Genomic DNA, 24,268 nt, shown 5'->3' on the forward strand with positions numbered 1-24,268 from the left:
GGCACCTGTTCACGGCTCCTGAGGGGATTGGACAGCACCATGCCGCGTTACGAAATGCTCAACAACATCGCCCATCGCGACCTGCGCGTGGCGACCGGCTTCGGGCCCGAATTTGGCGACGCGGTGGGCATGGTCCCGGCCTACCCGAGCGAGTTTGCCGAGCTGCAGCGCGAGTACCCCATCTTCCTTCGCAAGGACGCCGCAACAGGCCAGTGGCAGTCGGTCGTTCTGCTGGGGTTCGAGCAGCACGAGAATCTGTTTCTGCAGGACGGTCGCTGGAATGCGTCCTATCTGCCCGGGGCGGCGGCCAAGGGGCCGTTCCTCATCGGATTCCAGGAGCACCAGGTCGACGGTGCGTTCACCCAGGACGCGGTGCTGCACGTGGACCTGGATCATCCGCGCGTGAACGCCCAGCAGGGCGAACCCGTGTTCCTGCCGCAGGGCGGCAATACCCCCTACCTGGACCATATCGCAGGCGTGCTGCGTGGCATACATGATGGTCATGCTTTTGGCGCGGAGATGTATGCCATGTTCGATGCGAAAGGCCTGATTCAACCCCTTACCCTGGACGTGCAGATCGATCCGCAGCATCGGATTGGCGTCAATGGCCTGCACGCGATCGACCGTGACCGCCTGGCCCTGCTGGACGGTCCTGCGCTGGCTGAACTCAATCGCGCCGGGTATCTGGAGGGCGCGTATCTGATGCTGGCGTCCCTGCATAACATGCGCCGGCTGATCGCCGAGAAGCAGCGACGCCTGCGCATGCACGATGCCGCCGTTGCGGCCGGGGGACACTGACCCGTGCTGGACGGCGCCGCCATGCAGACTCTGGAAGGCCTGGACCCGGCCGCACTGCCGATGGAGGCGTTGGTGGCCGCGGGGGTGCCGGTGGTACTGCGAGGCATCGCGCGCAACTGGGGGGTGGTGCAGGCCGGGCTGCGCTCCACGCAGGAGGCGATGGCTTATCTGCGCGGCTTTGATGCCGGCGTGCCCGTTCCGTATTCCTTCGGGGGCCCCGAGATCGAAGGACGTCCGTTCTACAACGCCGATTTCACCCGGTTGAACGTGGAGGTCCGGCGTGGATTGCTGACGCAGGTGCTCGATGAGATTGCCGACACCTTGGACGACCCGACGCCACCCACTTATTACGTGGCGTCGCTGCTGATCGATCGGGCGCTTCCCGGGTTTGCGCAGTCCAACGACGCCGGTTTGGCGGGGCAGGGCATCGAGGCGTCGGCCAGCATCTGGATCGGCAACCGCGTGACCGCTTCCTGCCATTTCGACACCCCCGAGAACCTGGCGTGCTGCGTAGTGGGCCAACGCCGGTTCACCCTGTTTCCGCCGGAGCAGATCGACAATCTGTACCCGGGGCCGCTGGAGCCCACGCCGGGTGGCCAGGTGGTCAGCGTGGTGGATATGGACCGCCCCGATTTCGCGCGCCATCCCCGGTTCCGTGACGCGCTCGCAAGCGCGCAGACGGCCGTGCTGGAGCCCGGCGATGCGATCTTCATTCCGAGCATGTGGTGGCACCACGTGCGCAGCCTGATGCCGTTCAACGTGCTGGTGAACTACTGGTGGCGCAGTTCGCCGCACTTTCTTTCCTCGCCGCTGCCGGCGCTCCAGCATGCAATGTGGGCGCTGCGCGATCTGCCGCCCCGCCAGAAACAGGCGTGGTCTGAGATCTTCGCGTACTACGTTTTCGGTCCCGGCGAACGCGCAGGTCAGCACCTGCCGGACGTGGCCCGGGGTGAGCTGGCGCCGTTCGACGAGACACAGGCACGGCGCACGCGCGCCCAACTGCTGGCTCGACTCAACCGCTGATGGGAGCATTGCATTGAACGTGGCGGACACAACACACGGGCGCATCCGCAAGGTGGTCATCGCGGGCGGCGGTACGGCAGGGTGGTTGGCCGGCTGTGCGCTGTCCCACCAGTTCCGCGACCAGCTGGACATCACCCTGGTGGAGTCCGAGCAGATCGGCACCGTGGGTGTCGGCGAGTCGACGGTGCCGCCCATCCGTACCTTCCACCGCTTTCTGCAGATCGACGAGCAGGAGTTCCTGCGCGCCGTCGCCGGCACGTTCAAGCTTTCGATCTCGTTCGAGAACTGGCGTCGCCCCGGGGACCGATTCATCCACCCGTTCGGCACCATCGGGCAGGGCACCTGGGCCACGCCGTTCCACCATTTCTGGCTGGACAGCCTGCGCCGCGGCATGCCGTCGGACCTGGGCGACTTCTGCCTGGAGAGCGTCGCCTCACGCGGCGACCAGTTCTCGCTGGAGACCCAACCCGCGCTCAACTACGCGTATCACTTCGACGCCGGGCTGTATGCCAGGTTCCTGCGACGCAAGGCCGAAGGGCATGGCCTGCGACGGGTGGAGGGAAAGATCCGGGAGGTCCGGCAGCATGCCCACGACGGCTCCGTGGCGGCCTTGGTGCTGGAAGACGGGCAGGTCATCGAGGGCGACCTGTTCATCGACTGCACCGGGTTCCGCGGGCTGTTGACCGAGCAGACCCTGCATACCGGCTATGAGGACTGGAACGAATGGTTGCCCAGTGATCGCGCCGTTGCGGTGCAGACCGAGGCGGTCGCGCCGCCCGTCCCGTACACCCGTGCCATTGCACACGAGGCCGGCTGGCGCTGGCATATCGCGCTTCAGCACCGGGTTGGATGCGGGCTGGTGTTCTCCAGCCGGCACATGTCCGATGACGAGGCGCAGGCCAAGCTGCTGCGTGATGTTGACGGTCCGCCTCTGCGCGATCCCTGGTTGGTGCCGTTCCGCAGCGGGCGCCGGCTGAAGGCGTGGAACAAGAATGTGGTGGCGCTCGGGCTTGCCAGTGGCTTCATCGAGCCGCTGGAATCGACCAGCATCCACCTGACCATCAGTGCCGTGGTCCGCCTGATCCAGCTGTTCCCGATCGACGGCATCAGCCCGGCGCTGGTGGCGCTGTACAACGATGTCAGCCGCCAGGAAATGGAGCATGTGCGCGACTTCATCATCCTGCATTACCACGCCACCCAGCGCGACGAACCCATGTGGAAGGCCTGCCGCGAGATGGCCCTGCCGGAGTCGCTCGCGGTCCGGCTGCGCGCCTGGCGCGAACGTGCCCATGCCTGGCAGGACCCCGGTGAGCTGTTCCGCGTGGATTCCTGGACCAGCGTGTTGATGGGGCAGGGGATCCAGCCCGGTCCGCCGCACCCGCTGGCGGCGGCCATCAACGACGCAGACCTGCGGACGCTGTTGGCGCGGATCCGGCAGCCGGTGCAGCAGGCGGTCGCGACGATGCCGTCGCAGGCGGCCTTCATTGAACGCTACTGCAAGGCAGCGGCGGACGTATGGCCACGGCGCTCCGCCGTGGCGTAACAGAGCCGCATGCTGCGGCAGGAAAATGGTAGCGCTACCTTCAACTACAGGTGAGGCGGAAGACGATGGATCTGGTGGCTGGAATCGACGCGGGTACGCAAAGTCTGAAGGTCGTGGTCTACGACCCTGCCGGGCGCCGTCTCATTGCCAACACCAGCGCGCCCCTGGACCTGGCGTCGGACGCCGATGGCAGCCGCGAACAGCGCCCGGCCGACTGGATCGCCGCACTGCATGCCTGCTTCCGTGCGGTTGATCCCAAGATACGGTCCCGCATCGCTGCACTGGCGGTATCGGGCCAACAGCACGGGTTCGTTCCTGTCGACGCGGCAGGGGAGGTGCTGGCACCGGCCAAGCTGTGGTGCGACACCAGCACCTCGGCGGAGTGCGTGCAGATCATGGACGCGGTGGGCGGAACAGCGCGCACCATCGCACTGGCGGGCAACCCTGTCCTGACCGGTTACACCGCGTCCAAACTGCCGTGGACGAAGGCCCACCGACCCGAGGCCTACGCGCGTCTTGCCAGCATCCTGCTGCCGCACGACTACCTCAATTTCGTGTTGACCGGCCAGCGCTTCTGCGAGTACGGCGATGCCTCGGGGACGGGCTGGCTGGACGTGCGGACCCGTACCTGGTCGGCCGAGCTGCTGCGCGCAACCGATCCGGACCGCGACCTGGCCGCGTGCCTGCCGCGCATCGCCGCGCCCGAGGAAGTGTTCGACATCGATCCGTCCACCGCGGCGGCGCTGGGCCTGCCCGCGACAGTGAAGGTGGCCGTTGGCGGTGGCGACAACATGATGGCCGCCATCGGGACCGGCTGCGTCGCACCGGGCCGCCTGACGGTGAGCCTGGGCACCTCGGGCACCCTGTTCGCCTACTCCGACACCCCGGTGGTCGACCCGGACGGGGCGTGGGCCGCGTTCTGTTCGTCCACCGGCGGCTGGCTGCCGCTGATCTGCACGATGAACTGCACCGTGGTGACCGAACAGGTTGCCGACGCCTTCAGCTTCAGCACCCGGTACGGCGACGGACACCTGCGCGCCACATCGCCCGGGGCCGACGGCCTGGTGATGCTGCCGTTCCTCAATGGCGAGCGCACGCCGGACCTGCCGCTTGGCAAAGGGGTATTGGCGGGTCTGGACACGACCAACATGACCCCGGCGCACTTCTACCGCGCGGCCATGGAAGGGGCAACGTACACCCTGAAGTATGGCTACGACGCCTTTGTCCGCGCGGGCATGCGGTTCGACCGCATCGTGCTGACCGGTGGCGGCAGCAACAGTGCGCAGTGGCGGCAGATGGTGGCCGATGTATTCGGCCTTCCGGTGGACGTACCGACCCAGCCCGAAGGCGCGGCGTTCGGTGCGGCATTGCAGGCGCTGTGGGCCTTGGGCCAGGCGCGTGGTGACGCTGCGTCCATCGCCGATATCGCCGACCAGCACGTGGCGGTCGACCCGCTGCAGTCCGCACAGCCCGATCCGGCGCGTACGGCCGCCTACGCCGCGGCGTATGCCCGTTTTCTGCGCCATCTCGATGCCATCACGCCGTTGTATCGCGGCTGATATCCCCTTTTTCGCGACACCTCGCACAACGACAGGAAGACGCACCATGAGCAATCAGCCCTTCATCGGCGGCAAGGAATACTTCCCCGGCATCGGCCGCATCCCCTTCGAAGGCCGCGGCTCGGACAACCCGCTCGCGTTCAAGGTCTATGACGCGAACAAGGTCATCGGCGGCAAAACCATGCAGGACCACCTGCGTTTTGCGGCCTGCTACTGGCACACGTTCTGCAACGCCGGCCATGATCCGTTCGGCCCGGGCACGCGCCACTTCCCGTGGGAGACCGGCACGCCGATGGGCACCGCCGAGGCGAAGGTGGACGCGGCGTTCGAATTCTTCACCAAGCTCGGCGTGCCGTACTGGTGCTTCCACGATATCGACCTGGCGCCGGATGCCGAGGATGTCGGCGCGTACGAAAAGAACCTGAAGCACATGGTGCGCCTGGCCAAAGAGCGCCAGGACGCGACCGGCATGAAGCTGCTGTGGGGCACGGCCAACCTGTTCTCGCACCCCCGCTACATGAACGGTGCCTCCACGAATCCGGATTTCGCGGTGGTCGCGCGTGCCGCCGTACAGGTGAAGGCTGCGCTGGACGCCACGGTTGAACTGGGTGGCGAGCACTATGTGTTCTGGGGCGGCCGCGAAGGCTACGGCTCCCTGGCCAACACGCTGATGAAGCGCGAGGTCGACCACTTCGCGCGGTTCCTCACCATGGCGCGCGACTATGGCCGCAGCATCGGCCTGAAGGGCAACTTCCTGATCGAGCCCAAGCCGATGGAGCCGATGAAGCACCAGTACGACTTCGACAGCGCCACCGTGGTCGGCTTCCTGAAGGAGCATGGCCTGGACAAGGACTTCAAGCTCAACATCGAGGCGAACCACGCCACGCTGTCCGGTCACACTTTCGAACACGACCTGCAGGTGGCCTCGGACCACGGCCTGCTGGGCAGCATCGACGCCAACCGCGGCAATGCCCAGAACGGCTGGGATACCGACCAGTTCCCGACCGACCTGTACGACACCGTGGGCGCGATGCTGGTGGTGCTGCGCCAGGGGGGGCTGGAAGGCGGCTTGAACTTTGATGCCAAGGTGCGGCGCGAATCCACCGATCTGGAGGACCTGTTCATTGCCCACATCGGCGGCATGGATGCGTTCGCCCGCGGGCTGGAAGTGGCCCATGCGCTGCTGAACGATTCGCCCCTTGAGCAGTGGCGCAAGGCGCGGTATGCCAGCTTCGACAGTGGGTCCGGCGAGCAGTTCGCACGCGGCGCGCTCAGCCTTGCCGACTTGGCCGCACTGGGTGCCAAGGGCGGTGAACCCACGCAGATCAGCGGCAAGCAGGAGCGTTACGAGAACCTGATCAACCAGTACCTGCTGCGCTGAGCGCATCAGCTCGCATTGATGACACCGGACCGGAGAAGGGCAGGGTAATGGACCAGGCAATGAAGGGCGGCGAGAACACCCGCCTGATTGTAGTGATCAGCGTGGTGGCGACGATTGGCGGATTCCTGTTCGGGTTCGACAGCGGGGTGATCAACGGCACCCAGGACGGGCTGCACCAGACCTTCAAATCCGGCGAGTGGATGCAGGGGTTCGAGATCGCATCGATGCTGTTGGGCTGCGCGGTCGGTGCCTTCAGCGCCGGCCGGCTGGCTGATCGTCTGGGACGCCGCAACGTGCTGATCGTCTCGGCAGTGCTGTTCCTGCTGTCGGCGATCGGCGCGGGTGCGGCGTCGTCCTCGGCCATGTTCATCGTCGCGCGGGTGATGGGCGGCTTTGCGGTGGGCGCGGCGAGTGTGATCTCGCCGGCCTACATCGCCGAAGTGGCGCCGGCGCGTTACCGCGGCCGCCTGGCCACGGTGCAGCAGATCGCCATCATCAGCGGGCTCACCGTCGCGTTCCTCTCCAACTACCTGCTGGCGGCCACGGCGGGTGCGTCCACCGAAGCGCTGTGGGGCGGGTACGCGGCGTGGCGCTGGATGTTCTGGATGCAGGCGGTGCCGTCGCTGCTGTTCCTGGCGCTGTTGCTGACCATTCCGGAAAGCCCGCGCTATCTGGCGGTGAAGCGCCGCAAGGACGAGGCGCTGCAGGTGCTGACGCGGCTGTTCGGCGCTGCCGAGGCGCAGGCAAAGCTGGCCGAGATCGACGCCTCGCTGTCGACCGACCATCATCGCCCGCGGCTGTCGGATCTCCTCAGCAAGGCGACCGGCCGGGTCCGCCCGATTGTCTGGGTCGGCATCGGCCTGGCCACCTTCCAGCAGCTGGTCGGCATCAACGTGGTGTTCTATTACGGCGCCGTGCTCTGGCAAGCGGTCGGCTTCTCCGAGAACGACGCGCTGATGATCAACGTGTTGTCCGGCGCACTCAGCATCGGCGCCTGCATCGTCACCGTGCTGCTGATTGATCGCATCGGGCGCAAGCCGTTGCTCTGGGCTGGCTCGGCCGGCATGGCGGTGTCGTTGGCGCTGTTGGTGGTGGCCTTCGCCAGCGGCTCCCTGGTCGATACACACCTGCAGCTGCCGCCGGGCATGGGCACGCTGGCGCTGGTGGCGGCCAATGCCTACGTGGTGTTCTTCAACATCTCCTGGGGGCCGGTGATGTGGGTGATGCTGGGCGAAATGTTCCCCAACCAGATCCGTGGCTCAGGGCTGGCCGTGGCGGGGGCGGCGCAGTGGACCGCGAATTTCGCCGTCACGGTGACCTTCCCCATTCTGCTGGCGGGGACCGGGCTGGCCACGACGTACAGCCTCTACCTGGTGGCGGCCGTCATCTCGATCTTCTTCGTGCTCAGGTACGTGCACGAAACCAAGGGCAAGGAACTGGAGCAGATGGAAGGATGAACGCGATGACCCATCAAGGCGCTGCACGCGCCCCGAAGACCGTGCTGCTGACCGCGCTGCTGCTGGTACTGGCCGCCTGCGGGAAGGATGACAAGGCGCCCGCGTCTGCGACGGCGTCCCCCGATCCGTGGCCGGAGGTCACCTGGCCGCTGGCCGAGGACGCCGCGCTGGAAAAGCGCATCACCGACCTGATGGCGAGCATGACGGTAGAGGAAAAGGTCGGCCAGCTGGTGCAGGGGGATATTGCCAGCATCACGCCGGATGATCTCCGCAAGTACCGGCTCGGCTCGATCCTGGCCGGCGGCAACTCCGACCCGGGCGGCCGTTACGATGCCTCGCCGGCCGAGTGGCTGGCGCTGGCCGACGCCTTCTATGCGGCATCGATGGACACTTCGCAGGGCGGCAAGGCGATTCCGGTGCTGTTCGGCATCGATGCCGTGCACGGGCAGAGCAACATCATCGGCGCGACCCTGTTCCCGCACAACATCGGCCTGGGTGCGACCCGCAATCCGGAACTGCTGCGCCGGATCGGTGAAATCACCGCGCTGGAGACCCGTGCCACCGGCATGGAGTGGGCGTTCGCACCCACCGTGGCCGTCCCGCAGGATGACCGCTGGGGGCGCACCTATGAGGGCTACTCCGAATCACCCGACGTGGTGGCCAGCTATGCCGGTGCGATGGTCGAGGGCCTGCAGGGCAAGGTGGGCACGCCTGCCTTCCTGGACGGTCGCCATGTGATCGCGTCGGTAAAGCACTTCCTGGGCGATGGCGGCACGGCCGATGGCAAGGATCAGGGCGATACCCGGATCAGTGACGCCGAGCTGGTACGTATCCACGCGGCCGGGTATCCACCGGCGATTGCCGCGGGCGCACAGACCGTCATGGCGTCCTTCAACAGCGTCAACGGTGAAAAGATGCACGGTCACAAGCCGTACCTGACCGATGCGTTGAAGGGCCGCATGCATTTCGGTGGGTTCGTGGTGGGCGACTGGAACGGCCACGGGCAGGTCAAGGGCTGCACCACCACCGATTGCCCGGCCACCCTCAATGCCGGCCTGGACATGGCCATGGCGTCGGACAGCTGGAAGGGCTTCTATGACACCACGCTGGCCGCAGTGAAGGCGGGCACCATCGCCCCGCAACGCCTGGACGATGCGGTGCGCCGGATCCTGCGGGTCAAGATGCGGCTGGGCCTGTTCGAGGCGGGCACGCCATCGTCGCGCGCGGTCGGTGGGCAGTTCGCGCTCATCGGCGCCCCGGCGCATCGTGAGGTCGCACGGCAGGCGGTGCGTGAATCGCTGGTGTTGCTGAAGAACCAGGGCGGCGTGCTGCCGTTGTCGCCGAAGCAACGCATCCTCGTCGCCGGTGACGGTGCCAACGACGTCGGCAAGCAGGCGGGCGGATGGACGCTGAACTGGCAGGGCACCGGCACCACCCGCAAGGATTTCCCGAATGCAGACACCATCTTCGAGGGCATTGCGCAGCAGGCGAAGGCCGCTGGCGGTCAGGCGGAGCTGGCGGTGGACGGGAAGTATGCGACCAAGCCGGACGTCGCCGTGGTGGTGTTCGGGGAGAACCCCTATGCAGAGTTCCAGGGAGACCTGCCGACACTGGCCTACAAGCCGGGGGACGACACCGATCTTGCGTTGATCAAGCGACTGAAGGCCGAGGGCATTCCGGTGGTTGCGGTGTTCCTGAGCGGGCGCCCGCTGTGGGTGAACCGGGAGATCAATGCCGCCGACGCGTTCGTGGCGGCCTGGCTGCCCGGCTCGGAAGGCGCCGGCATTGCCGATGTGCTGATGCGTGGGCCGGGAGGCGATGTGCAGCACGACTTCAAGGGCAAGTTGAGCTTCAGCTGGCCGCGCACGGCAACGCAGTACGTCAACAATGTGGGGCAGAAGGACTACGCCCCGCAGTTCGCCTTCGGTTTCGGCCTGACTTACGCCGATAACGGCGATCTGGCCGCGTTGCCGGAAGTGTCCGGCGTTACCGGCAATGAAGGCGCGGGCGGCGTGTTCTTCGCGCGCGGTGATGCCGGCGCCGGCATGGCGCTGCGGCTGGAAGGCAGCACGGGGCAGGGCGTGACCGTCACCAAGGTGCCGGAGTCCCTTGATGGGGACCTGCTGCAGGTCACCGGCGTGGATCACCTGGCGCAGGAAGACGGTCGTCGGCTTGCGTGGACGGGCAAGGGCGAGGCGATTGCCGCGTTGCAGTCGCACACGGCGCTGGACCTGCAGCGCGAGAGCAACGGCGACCTGATGCTGTTGACCACGTTGCGCGTTGACGCCGCACCCCAGGGCGAGGCGTGGTTGTCGGTAGGCTGCGGTCCGGGCTGCTCGGCACGTGTTGCGCTTGGACCGACGCTGGCCAAGCTGCCCAAGGGTCAATGGACCCGCGTGGGCGTGCCCTTGAAGTGCCTGGCGGCGGCAGGCGCGGATGTCGGCAAGCTGGATCGCCCCTGGTCCATCGGGACGGCGGGCGCGATGACGCTCTCGGTGTCACGCGTCGCCCTGGGTGCCTTGAACGAGGCGGAGGCCACCATCGCATGCCCGGGCGCGTGACGATGCGTCGTGCAACATCAGCGCTTGGGTGGGCGCGCGACCGAGTCGCGCACCACCAGCCGGTGCGGCATGACGTGGTCGGTCAACACGCGCGTGTCCTCGCCCTTGCGGCGAATGGTGCGCAACAGAATATCGATGGCAGCGTCGGCCATTGCGGCGATGGGTTGGTGGATGGTGGTCAGCTCGGGCCAGACGGTGGTGGCGGCCGAGGTGTCATCGAAGCCCACCACCGACAGGTCGCGGGGCACGTCCAGGCCGCGCCGGTGCGCGACGGAGATCACCGCCGCGCCCATATCGTCGTTGCTGGCGAAGATCGCGGTGGGCGGCTGGCGCTGGGCCAGCAGCTTCTCGGCGGCGGCGAGCCCCGAGCGGTAGGTGTAGTCGCCCTGCTGCACCAGGCCGGGATCAACCTCCAGCCCGGCCGCGTGCAAGGCCGTCACAAAGCCGTCGTAGCGCCGTGCACTGGCACTGAGGTCCTTGCGCCCACAGATGAAGCCGATGCGGCTGTGGCCGTGCTGGATCAGGTGTTCGGCCAGTTCCTTGCCGGCCTGGAAGTCGTCGATGCGCACGCAGGAGATCCCGTTGCCCAGGTGGCCCGGTGCGATCGCGACCACCTGGATGCCGGCCTTGATGAGCTCGGTCACCGCCGGCTGCGACTCGCACAGCGGGGGCGGCAGGATGACGCCATCCACACGGCCGGCCAAGGCACGCGCGGCCTTGCGCTCGGCGGCGGGCTCGAAATCCTCCCAGTAGTCGACCACCAGCTGGATGGCGGCGTTGGACGCCACACGCAGCAGGCCGACCAGCAGTTCGCGCAGGTAAGCGCCGCTGGGATTGGTGTAGATCAGCGCAATGCGCGTGTGCTGTGCGGCGGCCAGCGTGCTGGCGGCCAGGTTGGGCGTATAGCCCAGTTCGCGCACCGCGCGCATCACGCGTTCGCGGGTGTCATCGCGCACCTTGCCCTGGTTGATCGCCCGCGACACCGTCATCGGCGACACCCCGGCCAGGGCTGCCACCTCGTCGATCGTCACGCCACTGGTTTTGCGACGGACGGATTTCTTCGGCTTGTCCAATACGCGCTCCCGTTTTTCGTTGCGACGCTGGCGCATCGAAGGCACGTCCGGAGCTTACAAGGTTTGCTGTCCCCACTGCGGTTCCGCTGGGATGTCGAGCGGTGTCATTGCATGGTGGGTGCGGTGATGGCGTTGTTGGCGTGCACCGGCACCGTGCACGCGGAGGATGGCTACGCGCTCTGGATGCGTTACGCGCCCCTCGAACCCGCGCTGGCGGCCGACTACCACACGCGCTTGGCGGAGGTGGTAGCCCCGGACCAGACACCCACGCAACGTGCCGCGCGCGAGGAGCTGGAACGTGGCCTCACCGGCCTGACAGGCAGCGCGCCGCGGATGCATATCGCGGCTGCCATCGACGCGTCACTGGTCATCGGCACACCGCAGTCGTCGACCTTGATCGCGCCGCTACGCCAGGAGATTGACGCGCTGGGCGACGAAGGCTATCTGCTCCGGCAGACCCGCATCGACGGACGCAACGTGCTGCTGGTGGCCGCGCCCCGGGACATCGGCGTGCTGTACGGCGTGTTCCATCTGCTGCGACTGCTGCAGACCGGCGCCTCACTGGATGCGCTGGAGGTGCGCGAATCGCCACGGATGCAGCTGCGGGTGCTCAACCACTGGGACAACCTGGACGGCCATGTCGAACGCGGCTACGCCGGTCGCTCGCTGTGGGACTGGCAGACGCTGCCGGAGTGGCACGACCCGCGCTACACCGACTACGCACGCGCCAACGCCTCGGTGGGTATCAACGGCACCGTGCTCAACAACGTGAACGCCAATGCGCAGAGCCTGGCGCCGGACTACCTCGCCAAAGCGGCGACGCTGGCGGACATGTTCCGGCCCTACGGTATCCGCGTGTACCTCAGCGTGCGTTTCAGCGCGCCCATCGAACTAGGCGGCCTGAAAACCGCCGATCCGCGCGATCCGGACGTACAGCGCTGGTGGCAGCACAAGGCCGACGAGATTTACGCGCGCATTCCGGATTTCGGCGGCTTCCTGGTGAAGGCCAATTCCGAAGGGCAGCCCGGTCCGCAGGACTACGGCCGCTCGCACGCCGACGGCGCCAACCTGTTGGCCGATGCGCTGGCTCCGCATGGCGGCGTGGTGATGTGGCGGGCGTTCGTCTACGCGCACGATGCTCCTGCCGACCGTGCCACACAGGCGTACACCGAATTCGCGGGGCTGGACGGCGCCTTCCGCCCGAACGTGATCCTGCAGGTGAAGAACGGGCCCATCGACTTCCAGCCCCGCGAGCCGTTCCACCCGCTGTTCGGGGCCATGCCGCGTACGCCGCTGATGATGGAAGTGCAGATCACCAAGGAATACCTCGGCTTCGCCACGCATCTGGTGTACCTGGGGCCGCTGTACGAAGAGGTGCTGCAGTCCCACACCCGTGGACCGGGCGCCACGGTGGCGCAGGCGCTGACCGGCATGGCCGGCGTCGCCAACATCGGCACGGATCGCACCTGGAGTGGCTCGCACTTCGACCCCGCCAACTGGTATGCCTTCGGCAGGCTGGCATGGAATCCGCAGCAGTCGGCCCGCGCCATCGCGGCGGACTGGGCGGCGATGACCTTCTCGCCAGACCCCGCGGTCGTGCAGCCCATTGTCGGGATGATGATGGCCTCGCGGGAGGCCGCCGTGAACTACATGACCCCGCTGGGCCTGCACCACCTGATGGCACGCGGACACCACTACGGGCCCGGCCCGTGGGTGGACGGCGGCCCGCGCGCGGACTGGACGTCGGTGTACTACCACCGCGCCGACCGCGATGGCATCGGCTTCGACCGGACCGCCCGTGGCAGCAACGCGGTGGGCCAGTACGCCCCTGACGTGGCCGCGCGGTACGGCGACCTGGCGCGGGTGCCGGAGCCGCTGCTGCTGTGGTTCCATCACGTGCCGTGGGAGCACCGCATGGCGTCGGGCAAGACGTTGTGGGACGAGCTGGTCGGGCGCTATTCGCAGGGCGTGCGCCAGGTCCAGGACATGCAGGCGACCTGGGCGAGCCTGGGGGGCAGGGTGGACCCGCAACGGCATGCACAGGTCACCGCGTTCCTGCGTATCCAGCTGCGCGAAGCACAGTGGTGGCGGGATGCGAGCGTGGCGTATTTCCAGTCGGTGAGCAGCAGGCCCCTGCCTGCCGGCGAGAGCGCCCCGCCACACCCGCTGGGCTGGTACCAGCGCCTGCAGTTTCCTTCCGCGCCGGGAGATGGGAAATGAGCCATAGGGCGTGGATTGGTTGGCTGCTGGCAATCGCGTTGGCGTGCTGCGTCATGCCGTCAACGGCGCAGGAACCGGTGACGACGCTGTTGCATCCGCTGTTCCAGGATCACGCCGTGCTGCAGCGCGACCAGCCGATTCCGGTCTGGGGCAACGCTGCACCGGGCACCACGGTGTCTGTCACATTGGCAGGGCGAACCGTCACCACGCGCGCGGAGGCCAGCGGTCGCTGGCAGGCACGGCTCACACCGCTCGCCGCTGGCGGTCCGTACGTATTGTCGGTGCGGGCAGGGAAGGCCAGCCAGGTGGTGCAGGATGTGCAGATGGGCGATGTCTGGTTGTGTTCCGGACAGTCGAACATGGAACTGCCGGTGTGGCGGGCACTCGACGCGGGCAGCGAGATCGCCTCGGCGACACACCCGATGATTCGCCTGTTCACCGTGCCCAAGGCGGTGGCCACCGTGCCGCAACAGCAGTTCGGCGCGCCGGTTGCATGGCACCCCGCGTCACCGGAGACGGTGCGCGACTTTTCTGCTGCCTGCTTCTACTTTGCGCGCGAGCTGCAGAAAACCGTCAACGTTCCGATGGGGCTGATCCAGGCGGCGTGGGGCGGCTCGCGGATCGAGGCCTGGACCAGCGCCGATGCGCTGCGCGCACAGGGCGGCATGGACCCGGCGCTCGACGTGCTCGCGCTGTATGCCCGCGATCCGGCCGCGGCAAACGCACGCTGGGGCACGCAGTGGCAGCACTGGTGGGCAACGCGCGAGGGGGCTGTCGCCGACGACCGGCCGTGGCAGCCAGACGCCGACGCCACGGGATGGCAAACGGCGCCGGCCATGCTTGGGGCATGGGAGCGCTGGGGCGTGCCGGCACTGTCCAGCTACAACGGCATGGTCTGGTACCGCAGCCAGGTGACCCTGACCGCCGCGCAGGCGGCGCAGGGTGCACGACTTGCGCTGGGCCCCATCGATGAGACGGACATGACCTGGGTGAACGGCGTGGCCGTGGGCAGCCAGTACGGTCCGGGCGAGGCGCGGTCGTATGCGCTGCCCACCGGTGTGCTGACCGCCGGTGCGAACACGGTGGTGATCAATGTGCTGGACACGTACGGCGACGGTGGCCTGGCAGGCCCTTCGGACGCCCACGCCGTGGCGCTCGACGATGGCACGCGGATCGCCCTGGATGCGCCTTGGCAGTACCGTGCCGCGCCGAGTGCGCAGGCACCGCCGTCCGCGCCGTGGCACGCCGCCACCGGCCTGTCGACGGTGTACAACGCCATGATTGCGCCGCTGGGCGCCTATGGTCTGCGCGGCATGCTGTGGTACCAAGGCGAATCCAACACGGGTGATGGTCCTGCCTACGCCGCACGGCTGCGCGGCCTGCGCGCTGACTGGCGCAGGCAGTTCGGCGCGCAGATGCCGCTGCTGGTGGTGCAGCTGGCCGGCTACGGTCAGCCGCCCGTGGCGCCGGTGGACAGTGGCTGGGCGCAGGTGCGCGAGGCGCAGCGGCGGGTCGCGGCCGAAGACCCGCGCACCGGGCTTGCTGTGGCCATCGACATCGGCGACGCGTACGACATCCACCCGCCCAACAAACAGGAGTTGGGCCGGCGCCTGGCTCGGGTGGCGCGCCACGTGGTGTACGGCGACCGGACGCTGGCACCCGCCGGCCCGACGGCCCGCACGGCGTCGCTCGCGGAGGGCAAGGTGCGGGTGGTGTTTGATGGTGTCACCGGCAGTTTGGTGACGACCGGTGCGAACGGCCCCATAGGGTTCGAGCTCTGTGACGCCGACGCACGGCACTGTGGCTATGCCGACGCGGTGCTGGAGGGGCGTGAGGTTGTGTTGGATTGCATGGATTGTCTGGAGCCGGCCAGCGGCCGGCACTACCGGGGTGCTGCGTTGCTTGTGCGCTATTGCTGGGCCGACGGTCCGGTCTGCACGCTGCGCGACAGCAGCGGTGCGCCGGCTGGGCCCTTCGAGCTTTCTCTTACCGCTGCGGAGGTTCGCTGATGCGTCTGCTGATGGCCACGGTCGTTCTGCTGTTGTCGGCGACGGTGTCGCCACTGGGCGCTGCGCCTGCGCCGCCGGTGTACTTCGATTGGTTCGAGTATTCGGGTCACGACGCGGCCTTTGAAACGCCCCTGCCAGCCGGTCACTACCGCAACCCGATCCTGGCCGGCTTCCATGCAGATCCGAGCATCGTCAGCGCGAACGGGCGCTTCTACCTGGTCAATTCCAGCTTCACCTACTTCCCGGGCATTCCGGTGTTCGAGAGCGTCGACCTGGTGCACTGGAAGCAGATCGGCAACGTGATCGACCGTCCGGGCCAGCTGGATTTCGATGGCCTGAGCGTGTCGCGCGGCATCTTCGCGCCGGCGATCGCGTACCACGACGGCATGTTCTATGTGGTCACCACCGCGGTGGACAGCGGTGGCAATTTCATCGCCACCGCGCGGGACCCTGCCGGCCCGTGGTCCGACCCGCACTGGCTGCCTGGCGTCGGCGGCATCGATCCGTCGCTGTTTTTCGACGAGGACGGCACCGTTTACCTGCTGAACAATGATGAGCCGCCCGGTCCGCAGCGCTACGAAGGCCACCGCGCGATATGGATGCAGCAGATCGACCTGGCCACCTTCCAGCCGGTGGGGCCGCGCAAGGTGCTGATCGACGGCGGCGTGGAGCCGGCGAAGAACCCGATCTGGATCGAAGGGCCACACCTGTACAAGCGCGACGGCTGGTACTACCTCTCCGACGCCGAGGGCGGCACCGGGCCACAGCATTCCCAGGTGGTGCTCCGCAGCCGCGACGTCTGGGGACCCTACGTGCCGTACGCGGACAATCCGATTCTCACCCAGCGCGACCTGCCCGATGACCGGCCGCTGCCGATCACCAATGCCGGGCATGCCGATCTGGTAGAAGGGCCGGACGGCTCCTGGTGGGCGGTGTTCCTTGCCAGTCGCAATTACGACACACGTCACTACAACACGGGCAGGGAGACGTATCTGCTTCCGGTGGAATGGCGGAACGGCTGGCCGGTGATCCTGCCGGCTGGCCAGGCCATCCCGTATGCGGTCAAGGCGCCGTCGTGGATGCAGGGCGAGGCGTCGCAGGCGCCTTCCACCGGCAACTTCGTCGAGCGCGACGCGTTCGATGCCCCGGTGCTGGGCACGGGATGGCTGCGCGTGCGCGTTCCCAAACAAGCCTGGGCAGACCTGCGCGGGCGGCCGGGCAGCTTGGCGGTGCATCCGCTGCCGGAGGATCTGGACACGCTGCGCAACCCGGCCTTCCTTGGGCGCCGCCAGCAGCATCTGCGCTTCGAGGCCAGCACCGCGATGACGCGCCCGGCGGCAGGGGTGGCGGCCGGCCTGGCCGCATTCCAGAGCGAGGCGTACTGGTATTTCCTCGGCGTCCGTAGCCTGGGCGGTGACCGTGTTGCGGTCTTCCTCGAAGCACGCGACGGCGGCGGCGCGACCAGGACGCTGGCCAGCCGGGAGCTGGACGCAACCCCGTCACTGCGCCTGCGGATTGCAGGTGACGCAGGCCACTATGCTTTCGCGTTCGATACCGCCGACGGGCGTGGCTGGCAGACGCTCGCCGACAACGTGGACGGCACTGTATTGAGTACCGATCGTGCCGGCGGTTTTGTCGGCGCCCTGCTGGGACCATTCGCGCGCGATGAGCGTGCCTTGAGGAGCAAATGATGACGCGCATGCCCATCGTCCGCACGCTGGCGCTATGCGCCGCCGCTGCCCTGGCGAACGCCGGTTACGCCGCCGCCCCCCAGCCCTGGCTCGACACCTCGGCCAGCTTCGAAACCCGGGCGGCCGCGCTGGTGGCGCAGATGAGCCTGGAAGAGAAGGCGGCGCAGATGCAGAATGCCGCGCCTGCCATCGAGCGTCTCGGCGTGCCGGCCTACGATTGGTGGAACGAAGGCCTGCACGGCGTCGCGCGGGCAGGGCAGGCCACGGTGTTTCCGCAGGCCATCGGGCTGGCGGCCACGTTCGATGTGCCGTTGATGGGGCAGGTGGCGACCACCATCAGCGACGAAGCGCGCGCCAAGCATCACCAGTTCGTCCGTGAAGGATCGCATGGCCGCTATCAGGGGCTGACCTACTGGTCGCCGAACATCAACATCTTCCGTGACCCACGCTGGGGGCGGGGCCAGGAGACCTACGGTGAGGACCCGTACCTCACCGCGCGGATGGGCGTCGCCTTCGTGCAAGGCCTGCAGGGCGACGACCCGGTGTATCGCAAGCTCGACGCCACGGCCAAGCACCTGGCCGTGCACAGTGGTCCCGAGGCCGACCGCCACCACTTCGACGCCCGCCCGAGCAGACGCGACCTGTATGACACCTACCTGCCGGCGTTCGAGGCGCTGGTGAAAGAGGGGCAGGTAGATGCGGTGATGGGCGCCTACAACCGGGTCTACGGCGAGTCCGCCAGCGCCAGCCAGTTCCTGCTGCGCGACGTGCTGCGCCGCGACTGGGGCTTCAAGGGCTATGTGGTGTCCGATTGCTGGGCCATTGTCGACATCTGGAAGCATCACAAGATCGTGCCCACTCGCGAGGCTGCGGCGGCGCTGGCGGTCACGAACGGCACCGAGCTGGAGTGCGGCCAGGAATACGCGACGCTGCCGGCGGCCGTGCGGCAGGGCCTGATCAGCGAGGCGGAGATCGACGATGCGGTGACGCGCCTGTTTACCGCGCGGATGCGGCTGGGCATGTTCGATCCACCCGAGCGCGTGCGCTGGGCGCGGATTCCCGCGTCGGTGAACCAAGCCCCGGCACACGATGCGCTGGCCTTGAAGGCCGCCCAGGAATCGCTGGTGCTGCTGAAGAACGATGGCGTCCTGCCGCTGTCACGCAGCCTCAAGCGCATTGCCGTGGTCGGTCCCACTGCCGATGACACCATGGCACTGCTCGGCAACTACTTCGGCACGCCGGCAGCACCGGTGACGATCCTGCAGGGCATCCGCGATGCGGCCCAGGGCGTGGAGGTGAAGTACGCGCGCGGCGTGGACCTGGTCGAAGGGCGCGACGATCCCGGTGCAACGCCGTTGATTGAAGCGGCCTACCTGCGCCCCTCGGCCGATTCCCCCGAACGCGGCCTGCGCGGTGAGTACTTCCGCACGGCCGATCTTTCCGGGACGCCGGCGCTGGTCCGCACCGATGCACAGATCGGCTTCCGCTGGGACCGGGGTTCACCGACCGACAATCTGTTGGCCCGCGGCGAGGCGGCGCCGGGGCAGGGCATTCCCAGCGACGGGTTCAGCATCCGCTGGAGTGGCCAGCTGCTGCCGCCAGTGTCGGGCCGCTACCGGATCGAGGCCGCTGCCGACGACGGCTTCCGCCTCTACGTGGACGGCAAGCGGGTACTGGACCATTGGGCCAACAGCGACCGCCTGCGCAGCGACGGCGTGGCGCTGGATCTGCAGGCGGGCCGTGCGTACGACCTGAAGCTGGAGTACTACGATGCCGAGCGCGACGCCGGCGTACGCCTGGGCTGGCGCATGCCGGGCGCAAAGCCGCCGTTCGAGGAGGCGCTCGATGTCGCCCGCAGCGCGGATGTGGTGGTGTTCGTCGGCGGCCTGACCGGCGACGTGGAGGGCGAAGAGATGACGGTCAACTACCCCGGCTTTGCCGGTGGCGACCGCACCGACCTGCGCCTGCCCGCGACGCAGCGCGCCCTGCTCGAAGCGCTGCATGCCACCGGCAAACCGGTGGTGATGGTGCTGACGGGGGGTTCGGCGCTGGCGGTGGAATGGGCCCAGGCGAATCTGTCCGCCATCCTGATGAGCTGGTATCCCGGGCAACGCGGCGGCACCGCCGTGGGCAACGCGCTGTTCGGCGACGTCAACCCGGGTGGTCGGCTGCCGGTGACGTTCTACACCGCAGACCAGGCGATGCCGGCGTTCGACGATTACACGATGGAAGGTCGCACCTACCGCTACTTCCGCGGCACGCCGCTGTATCCCTTCGGCTACGGGCTGTCCTATACCCGGTTCGACTACGGCAGGCTCCGCATCGATGCGCCCCGCATTGTCGACAACGGAACGCTCAAGGTGCAGGTGGACGTGACCAACACCGGCAAGCGCGCGGGCGATGAAGTGGTGCAGCTGTATGTGCGACGCCTGGCCGCCGGAGCAGGGGACGCGCAGCAGACCCTGCGTGGCTTCCAGCGCGTTCACCTGGCCCCGGGCGAGCGGCGCACCGTGGCATTCAACCTGGACGCGCACCAGGCGCTGCGCGGGTACGACGAAGCGCGCGGCGCCTATGTCGTGCCGCCCGGGGCGTACGAGGTGCGGATAGGCGGCTCAAGCGCCGATGCCCGCGTGCAGGCCCGATTCAACGTGGAGGCGAATCGTGACTGATTCGCGCCCCATGGAGACACCCGAGCACACGCTGTCGATCCGGGAGAAGCTGGGCTACAGCCTGGGCGACCTTGCGGCCAACCTGATCTTCCAGACGCTGATCACCTACCTGGCCTTCTTCTATACCGATGTGTACCGGTTGCCGCCCGCCACGGCGGCCACGATCATTTTCGTGATCGGTCTGCTGGGTGCGTTTGTGTTTACTCCGCTGATCGGCATCGCGGCCGACCGCACCGCCACCCGCTGGGGAAAGTTCCGTCCCTGGATCCTGTGGACGGCGATCCCGTTCGGCGTGTTGTCGCTGCTGGCGTTCAGTACGCCGGACCTCGGTGAGCACGGCAAGGTCGTCTACGCCCTGACCACCTATGGCCTGCTGATGCTGGTGTATGCGGCCAACAACCTGCCGTATTCCGCGCTCAGTGGCGTCCTGACCGGCAGCATGGCCCAGCGCAACAGCCTGTCGGCCTACCGCTTCGTGGCGGTGATGATCGCGCAGTTCATCATCCAGGTGCTGCTGTTGCCGCTGGTATTGATCCTGGGCGACGGCGATCGCGTGCAGGGCTTCGAGCGGGTGATGACCGTCTTCGCGGTAGTGGGAACGCTGTTCTTCCTGATCACCTTCGCCACCACGCGCGAGCGCATCGTGCCTGCCAAGGAACAGACGGGTGGCGTGCTGCAGGATCTGACCGACCTGCTGCACAACCGGCCGTGGAAAGTGATGCTGGCCCTCACTGTGCTGGTCTTCATCAACCTGGCCCTCAAGGGCGGCACGTACATCTACTACTTCCAGTACTACATGAGCGAAGCCGCATTGGCGGGCTTCCTCGACACGTCTGGCTTCAACCACTTCATCGGGGGATTGAACGCGACGCTCAATGGATGGGGTCTGTCCGGCTTCACCTGGCCGGAGGATCCGGCGACCTCTGCGTTCAGCCTGTTCAACGCCTGCGGCATCCTCTGCATGATCCTGGGCATTGGCGTGTCCCGCCATCTCGCCGATCGCTTCGGCAAGCGCAGTGTCTTTGGCGGCGCACTGCTGGTATCCACCGTGTTTCTGCTTGCGTTCTACTTCCTTCCGCCCACGGCGGTTGCCGTGGGCTTCGCGGCCTTCATGCTGCACGGGTTCTTCTACGGCATCACCATCCCGTTGCTGTGGGCGATGATCGCCGACGTCGCCGATTACTCCGAATGGAAGAACCACCGGCGCGCCACCGCGATCATCTTTTCGGCCATGTTGTGTGGCCTGAAGATCGGCCTGAGCATCGGCGGCGCACTGGTCGCCGGCATTCTGGCGCACCACGGCTACCTGGCGGGCGCGGAACAGCAACCCCAGGCCGTGGTGGACGGCATCCGTCTGACCGTGAGCGTGTACTGCTCCCTTCCGTTCCTGCTCGCGGTCGTGCTGCTCCTGCTCTATGAGATCGACAAGAAGATGGAGGCCCGCATCGAGCAGGACCTGCATGCGCGCCGGCAGGCGGGCAACGTGGATCACCTCACGGCACGCGCCATCTCCCAGCCGCTGGTGACCCACATCTACACGGCCGATCCGTCCGCCCATGTGTTCGAGGGGCGCCTGTACATCTACCCGTCGCACGATATCGACAGCGGCGCGCCCTTCGACGATGAGGGCGGTCACTTCGGCATGGAGGACTACCACGTATTGCGGATGGACACGCCCGACGGCGAGACCACCGACTGCGGCGTGGCGCTGCATGTCCGCGACGTGCCGTGGGCCGCACAGCAGATGTGGGCGCCCGACGCGGCCAGCCGGGACGGGCGCTATTACCTGTATTTTCCGGCCAAGGACAGGCAGGGTGTGTTCCGCATCGGTGTAGCCGCGTCACATCGCCCGGAGGGTCCGTTCACCCCCGAACCCGAGCCGATGGAGGGAACGTACTCGATCGATCCTGCGGTGTACGAGGACGACGACGGCACGCATTACCTTTATTTCGGCGGCATCTGGGGCGGTCAGCTGCAGAAGTACCGGGACAACCGTTACGACGCGGCGCACGAAGAGCCGCCCGGAGACGCGCCTGCACTCGGCCCGCGGGTCGGCCGACTCGATGCCGGTATGACCCGCCTTGCCGAACCCACGCGCGAGATCGTCATCCTGGACGAGCACGGGCAGCCGCTGCGCGCCGACGACCACGCGCGCCGGTTCTTCGAGGGACCGTGGCTGCACAAATACCAGGGGCGCTATTACCTGTCGTACTCCACGGGTGACACCCATCTGCTCTGCTATGCCGTGGGCGACAGCCCGTACGGACCGTTCACCTATGGCGGCGTGATCCTCACGCCGGTGGTGGGCTGGACCACGCATCACTCCATCTGCGCCTTCGAGGGGCAGTGGTACCTGTTCTACCATGACGCCGTGTTGTCCGGCGGGGTGACCCACCTGCGCTCGGTCAAGTGCACACCGTTGCACATGAACGTGGACGGCAGTATCCGGACGATCAATCCCTATGGCGCCTGAAACAGCAGTGCCCAAGGACGATGCGCAGGCCCCGATGCCTGCCGGCCGCCTGCACTGGTTGCGGTCGGGCAAGTTGGAGGTCGCACTCGCCCCGGAAGCCGGTGGACGTATTGCCCAGCTCCGCTACGACGGCGTGGATTGGCTGGTGGGCCCGGACGAGGTGGGGCAGGCAACCATCGCGTGGGGGTGCTACCCGATGGTGCCCTGGGCCGGACGGATCCGGCAGGGGCGCTTCCGCTTCGATGGCCGGCGTTTCGGGCTGCCGGTGAACTTCGGTGGGCACGCCATCCATGGGGTAGGGTTCTCCCGGTCCTGGCGTATCGACAGCGTTGGTGCGGACAGCGCCACGCTGACGCTCGCGCTTCCAGAGGATGGTTACTGGCCCTTCGGCGGCGTTGCGACGCAGGCCATCCATGTCCGGTCCAACCGCCTGGAGCTACTGCTCGCTGTGCAGGCCGGTGACCAGGCCATGCCCGCCGTACTCGGCTGGCACCCATGGTTCCGGAAGCCGGAGCAACTGCTGTTCGCCCCCAGGGCGATGTATCCGCGGGATGGTGAGGGCATTGCCACGTTACCCTGCGGCAGCCCCGCGTCCGGGCCTTGGGATGACTGCTTCATCAACCAGGGCGACGTGACCCTGGTGTCGGCGGGCCAGCGGCTGCGGCTGCGGGCGGACACCGATCACTGGGTGGTCTACGACGGTGCGCCGCACGCAACGTGTGTCGAGCCACAGACCGGACCGCCGGATGGTTTTACGCTGGCGCCGAATCGACTGGAGCCGGGGCAGCAGCTGCAGCTGAGGTTCGAGCTTGAGTGGGAAGGCGACGACCTGGGGTAGCACCGGAACCGTCGCCCCCGATGTCTCAGGGGGGATCGCCGGCATCCAGACCCAGGGCAAGGGAGGCTGAGGCCTCGGCGTGTATCCAGCTGCAAAACGCGTCCGTCGCTGCCTGGCGGTGGCCCTTTGACGGCCGGATGATCCAGAACGCATAGGCATTGGGAAGATGGTTCTCAACGGGCCTCACAAGGCGTCCCCGATGCAGATCGTCCTCTACCAAGGGCGCCAACCCCAACGCAACGCCGTGCCCGTGGATCGCTGCCTCCTGGGCCAGATAGAGACTGGGAAACACGGGGCCGGCGTCAGCGTGTACGCCCTGCAGGCCAGCCGCCTGAAGCCATGCCGCCCAATCGGGAACGCCCGGTCGCCCCTCAGCGCTTTGATCGTGGATGAACGCGACATGGGCGAGATCGGCGGGCGATGCAATCGGCCTTCCATCCTTCCGTGACGTGCCCGGGGCGCATACCGGCAACACCGGGGCGTCCATCAATTTCTCAACCTGCACGCCCGGGTATGTCCCCAGGCCGTACCGGATCGCGACATCGACCTGCTCCTGGCCAACGTCGACCAGCTGATCGGTGGTCAGCACCCGCACGTGGATATCCGGGTGCGCCTCGTGGAACCGGTGAAGCCGGGGCGCCAGCCACTTCGCGGCGAACGACTCCATGGTGCTGACACGCAGATGGCCGGGTTCGGCCGGTGCGGCTCGGTCCAGTGCGAGATCGAGCATTCCGAAAATCTCGGCGAGCGACGCCGCAAGAGTGGCGCCCTGCGCGGTGAGCGTCACGGCCCGGTGGCCGCGCTCGAAGAGCTCGGTACCCAGGTAGGCTTCGAGTCGTTTGACCTGGTGACTCACCGCCGCCGGTGTGACGAACAGCTGGGTAGCGGCCTTCTGGAAGCTGAGGGATCGTGCTGCGGCCTCAAACGCTCTCAACGCATTCAAGGGAGGGGCGTGGCGCGGCTTCATCAGGCG

General features: G+C 67.4%; 15 protein-coding genes and 1 pseudogene. 14 read left to right on the plus strand and 2 right to left on the minus strand.

Annotated features, from left to right (window positions below; translation table 11 throughout):
- The first annotated feature begins 39 nt into the window (after positions 1–39).
- The 7 genes from AC6CHL_RS01820 to AC6CHL_RS01850 all read left to right on the plus strand — a co-directional run bounded on the left by AC6CHL_RS01820 (position 40) and on the right by AC6CHL_RS01850 (position 10,322).
- The gene (locus AC6CHL_RS01820) at positions 40–798 is read left to right on the plus strand and encodes a SapC family protein (RefSeq protein WP_498293033.1); all 759 of its coding nucleotides are present in this window, start codon (positions 40–42) and stop codon (positions 796–798) included.
- A 21-nt stretch (positions 799–819) separates the two neighbouring features.
- Complete coding sequence (locus AC6CHL_RS01825; RefSeq protein ID WP_498293035.1) at positions 820–1,821, plus strand: cupin-like domain-containing protein; 1,002 nt, start codon at positions 820–822, stop codon at positions 1,819–1,821.
- A gap of 13 nt (positions 1,822–1,834) precedes the next feature.
- Positions 1,835–3,364 carry a tryptophan halogenase family protein gene (locus tag AC6CHL_RS01830; RefSeq protein ID WP_498293036.1) on the plus strand — a complete coding sequence of 510 codons (1,530 nt, stop codon included), beginning with the start codon at positions 1,835–1,837 and terminating at the stop codon, positions 3,362–3,364.
- Between the two features lie 65 nt (positions 3,365–3,429).
- Positions 3,430–4,923: a xylulokinase gene (gene xylB / locus AC6CHL_RS01835; protein ID WP_498293037.1), complete on the plus strand. Its 1,494-nt coding sequence runs from the start codon at positions 3,430–3,432 to the stop codon at positions 4,921–4,923.
- 46 nt (positions 4,924–4,969) lie between these two features.
- Entirely contained in the window at positions 4,970–6,304 is a 1,335-nt protein-coding gene (xylA, locus tag AC6CHL_RS01840; RefSeq protein WP_498293039.1) for a xylose isomerase, read from the plus strand.
- A gap of 47 nt (positions 6,305–6,351) precedes the next feature.
- Positions 6,352–7,761 (plus strand): sugar porter family MFS transporter, encoded by a 1,410-nt coding sequence (locus AC6CHL_RS01845; protein WP_314402063.1) that lies wholly within the window; start codon positions 6,352–6,354, stop codon positions 7,759–7,761.
- Positions 7,758–10,322, plus strand: coding sequence for a glycoside hydrolase family 3 protein (locus AC6CHL_RS01850; protein WP_498293040.1), 2,565 nt, complete (start codon positions 7,758–7,760; stop codon positions 10,320–10,322). Before AC6CHL_RS01845 ends, AC6CHL_RS01850 begins: the two co-directional genes overlap by 4 nt.
- A 17-nt stretch (positions 10,323–10,339) precedes the next feature.
- Here AC6CHL_RS01850 and AC6CHL_RS01855 read toward each other — a convergent pair whose 3' ends face one another.
- A complete protein-coding gene (locus AC6CHL_RS01855) occupies positions 10,340–11,395 on the minus strand; it encodes a LacI family DNA-binding transcriptional regulator (RefSeq protein ID WP_463602084.1) in 1,056 nt (351 codons plus the stop codon).
- Positions 11,396–11,521: 126 nt separating this feature from the next.
- On the opposite strand from AC6CHL_RS01855, the gene AC6CHL_RS01860 reads away from it, so the two are divergent.
- The 7 genes and pseudogenes from AC6CHL_RS01860 to AC6CHL_RS01890 all read left to right on the plus strand — a co-directional run bounded on the left by AC6CHL_RS01860 (position 11,522) and on the right by AC6CHL_RS01890 (position 23,295).
- Positions 11,522–13,615 (plus strand): alpha-glucuronidase family glycosyl hydrolase, encoded by a 2,094-nt coding sequence (locus tag AC6CHL_RS01860; protein ID WP_498293042.1) that lies wholly within the window; start codon positions 11,522–11,524, stop codon positions 13,613–13,615.
- Complete coding sequence (locus tag AC6CHL_RS01865) at positions 13,612–15,624, plus strand: sialate O-acetylesterase (RefSeq protein WP_498293492.1); 2,013 nt, start codon at positions 13,612–13,614, stop codon at positions 15,622–15,624. The genes AC6CHL_RS01860 and AC6CHL_RS01865 overlap by 4 nt, the downstream gene beginning before the upstream one ends.
- A complete protein-coding gene (locus AC6CHL_RS01870; RefSeq protein WP_498293043.1) occupies positions 15,624–17,315 on the plus strand; it encodes a glycoside hydrolase family 43 protein in 1,692 nt (563 codons plus the stop codon). Before AC6CHL_RS01865 ends, AC6CHL_RS01870 begins: the two co-directional genes overlap by 1 nt.
- 8 nt (positions 17,316–17,323) lie before the next feature.
- Positions 17,324–19,984: a glycoside hydrolase family 3 protein gene (locus AC6CHL_RS01875; protein WP_498293494.1), complete on the plus strand. Its 2,661-nt coding sequence runs from the start codon at positions 17,324–17,326 to the stop codon at positions 19,982–19,984.
- Positions 19,985–19,994: 10 nt separating this feature from the next.
- A pseudogene (locus AC6CHL_RS01880) lies at positions 19,995–21,461 on the plus strand (MFS transporter); the annotation flags it as partial.
- Positions 21,441–22,457, plus strand: coding sequence for a glycoside hydrolase family 43 protein (locus AC6CHL_RS01885; RefSeq protein ID WP_498293495.1), 1,017 nt, complete (start codon positions 21,441–21,443; stop codon positions 22,455–22,457). The pseudogene AC6CHL_RS01880 and the gene AC6CHL_RS01885, both read left to right, overlap by 21 nt.
- Positions 22,447–23,295, plus strand: a complete 849-nt coding sequence (locus AC6CHL_RS01890) for an aldose epimerase family protein (RefSeq protein WP_498293045.1) — start codon at positions 22,447–22,449, stop codon at positions 23,293–23,295. Before AC6CHL_RS01885 ends, AC6CHL_RS01890 begins: the two co-directional genes overlap by 11 nt.
- A 25-nt stretch (positions 23,296–23,320) precedes the next feature.
- Here the strand turns inward: AC6CHL_RS01890 and gcvA are convergent, their stop codons facing one another.
- Entirely contained in the window at positions 23,321–24,262 is a 942-nt protein-coding gene (gcvA, locus tag AC6CHL_RS01895; protein ID WP_498293047.1) for a transcriptional regulator GcvA, read from the minus strand.
- Positions 24,263–24,268 lie beyond the last annotated feature (6 nt).

It is taken from the genome of Stenotrophomonas sp. GQ19 (assembly GCF_059758695.1).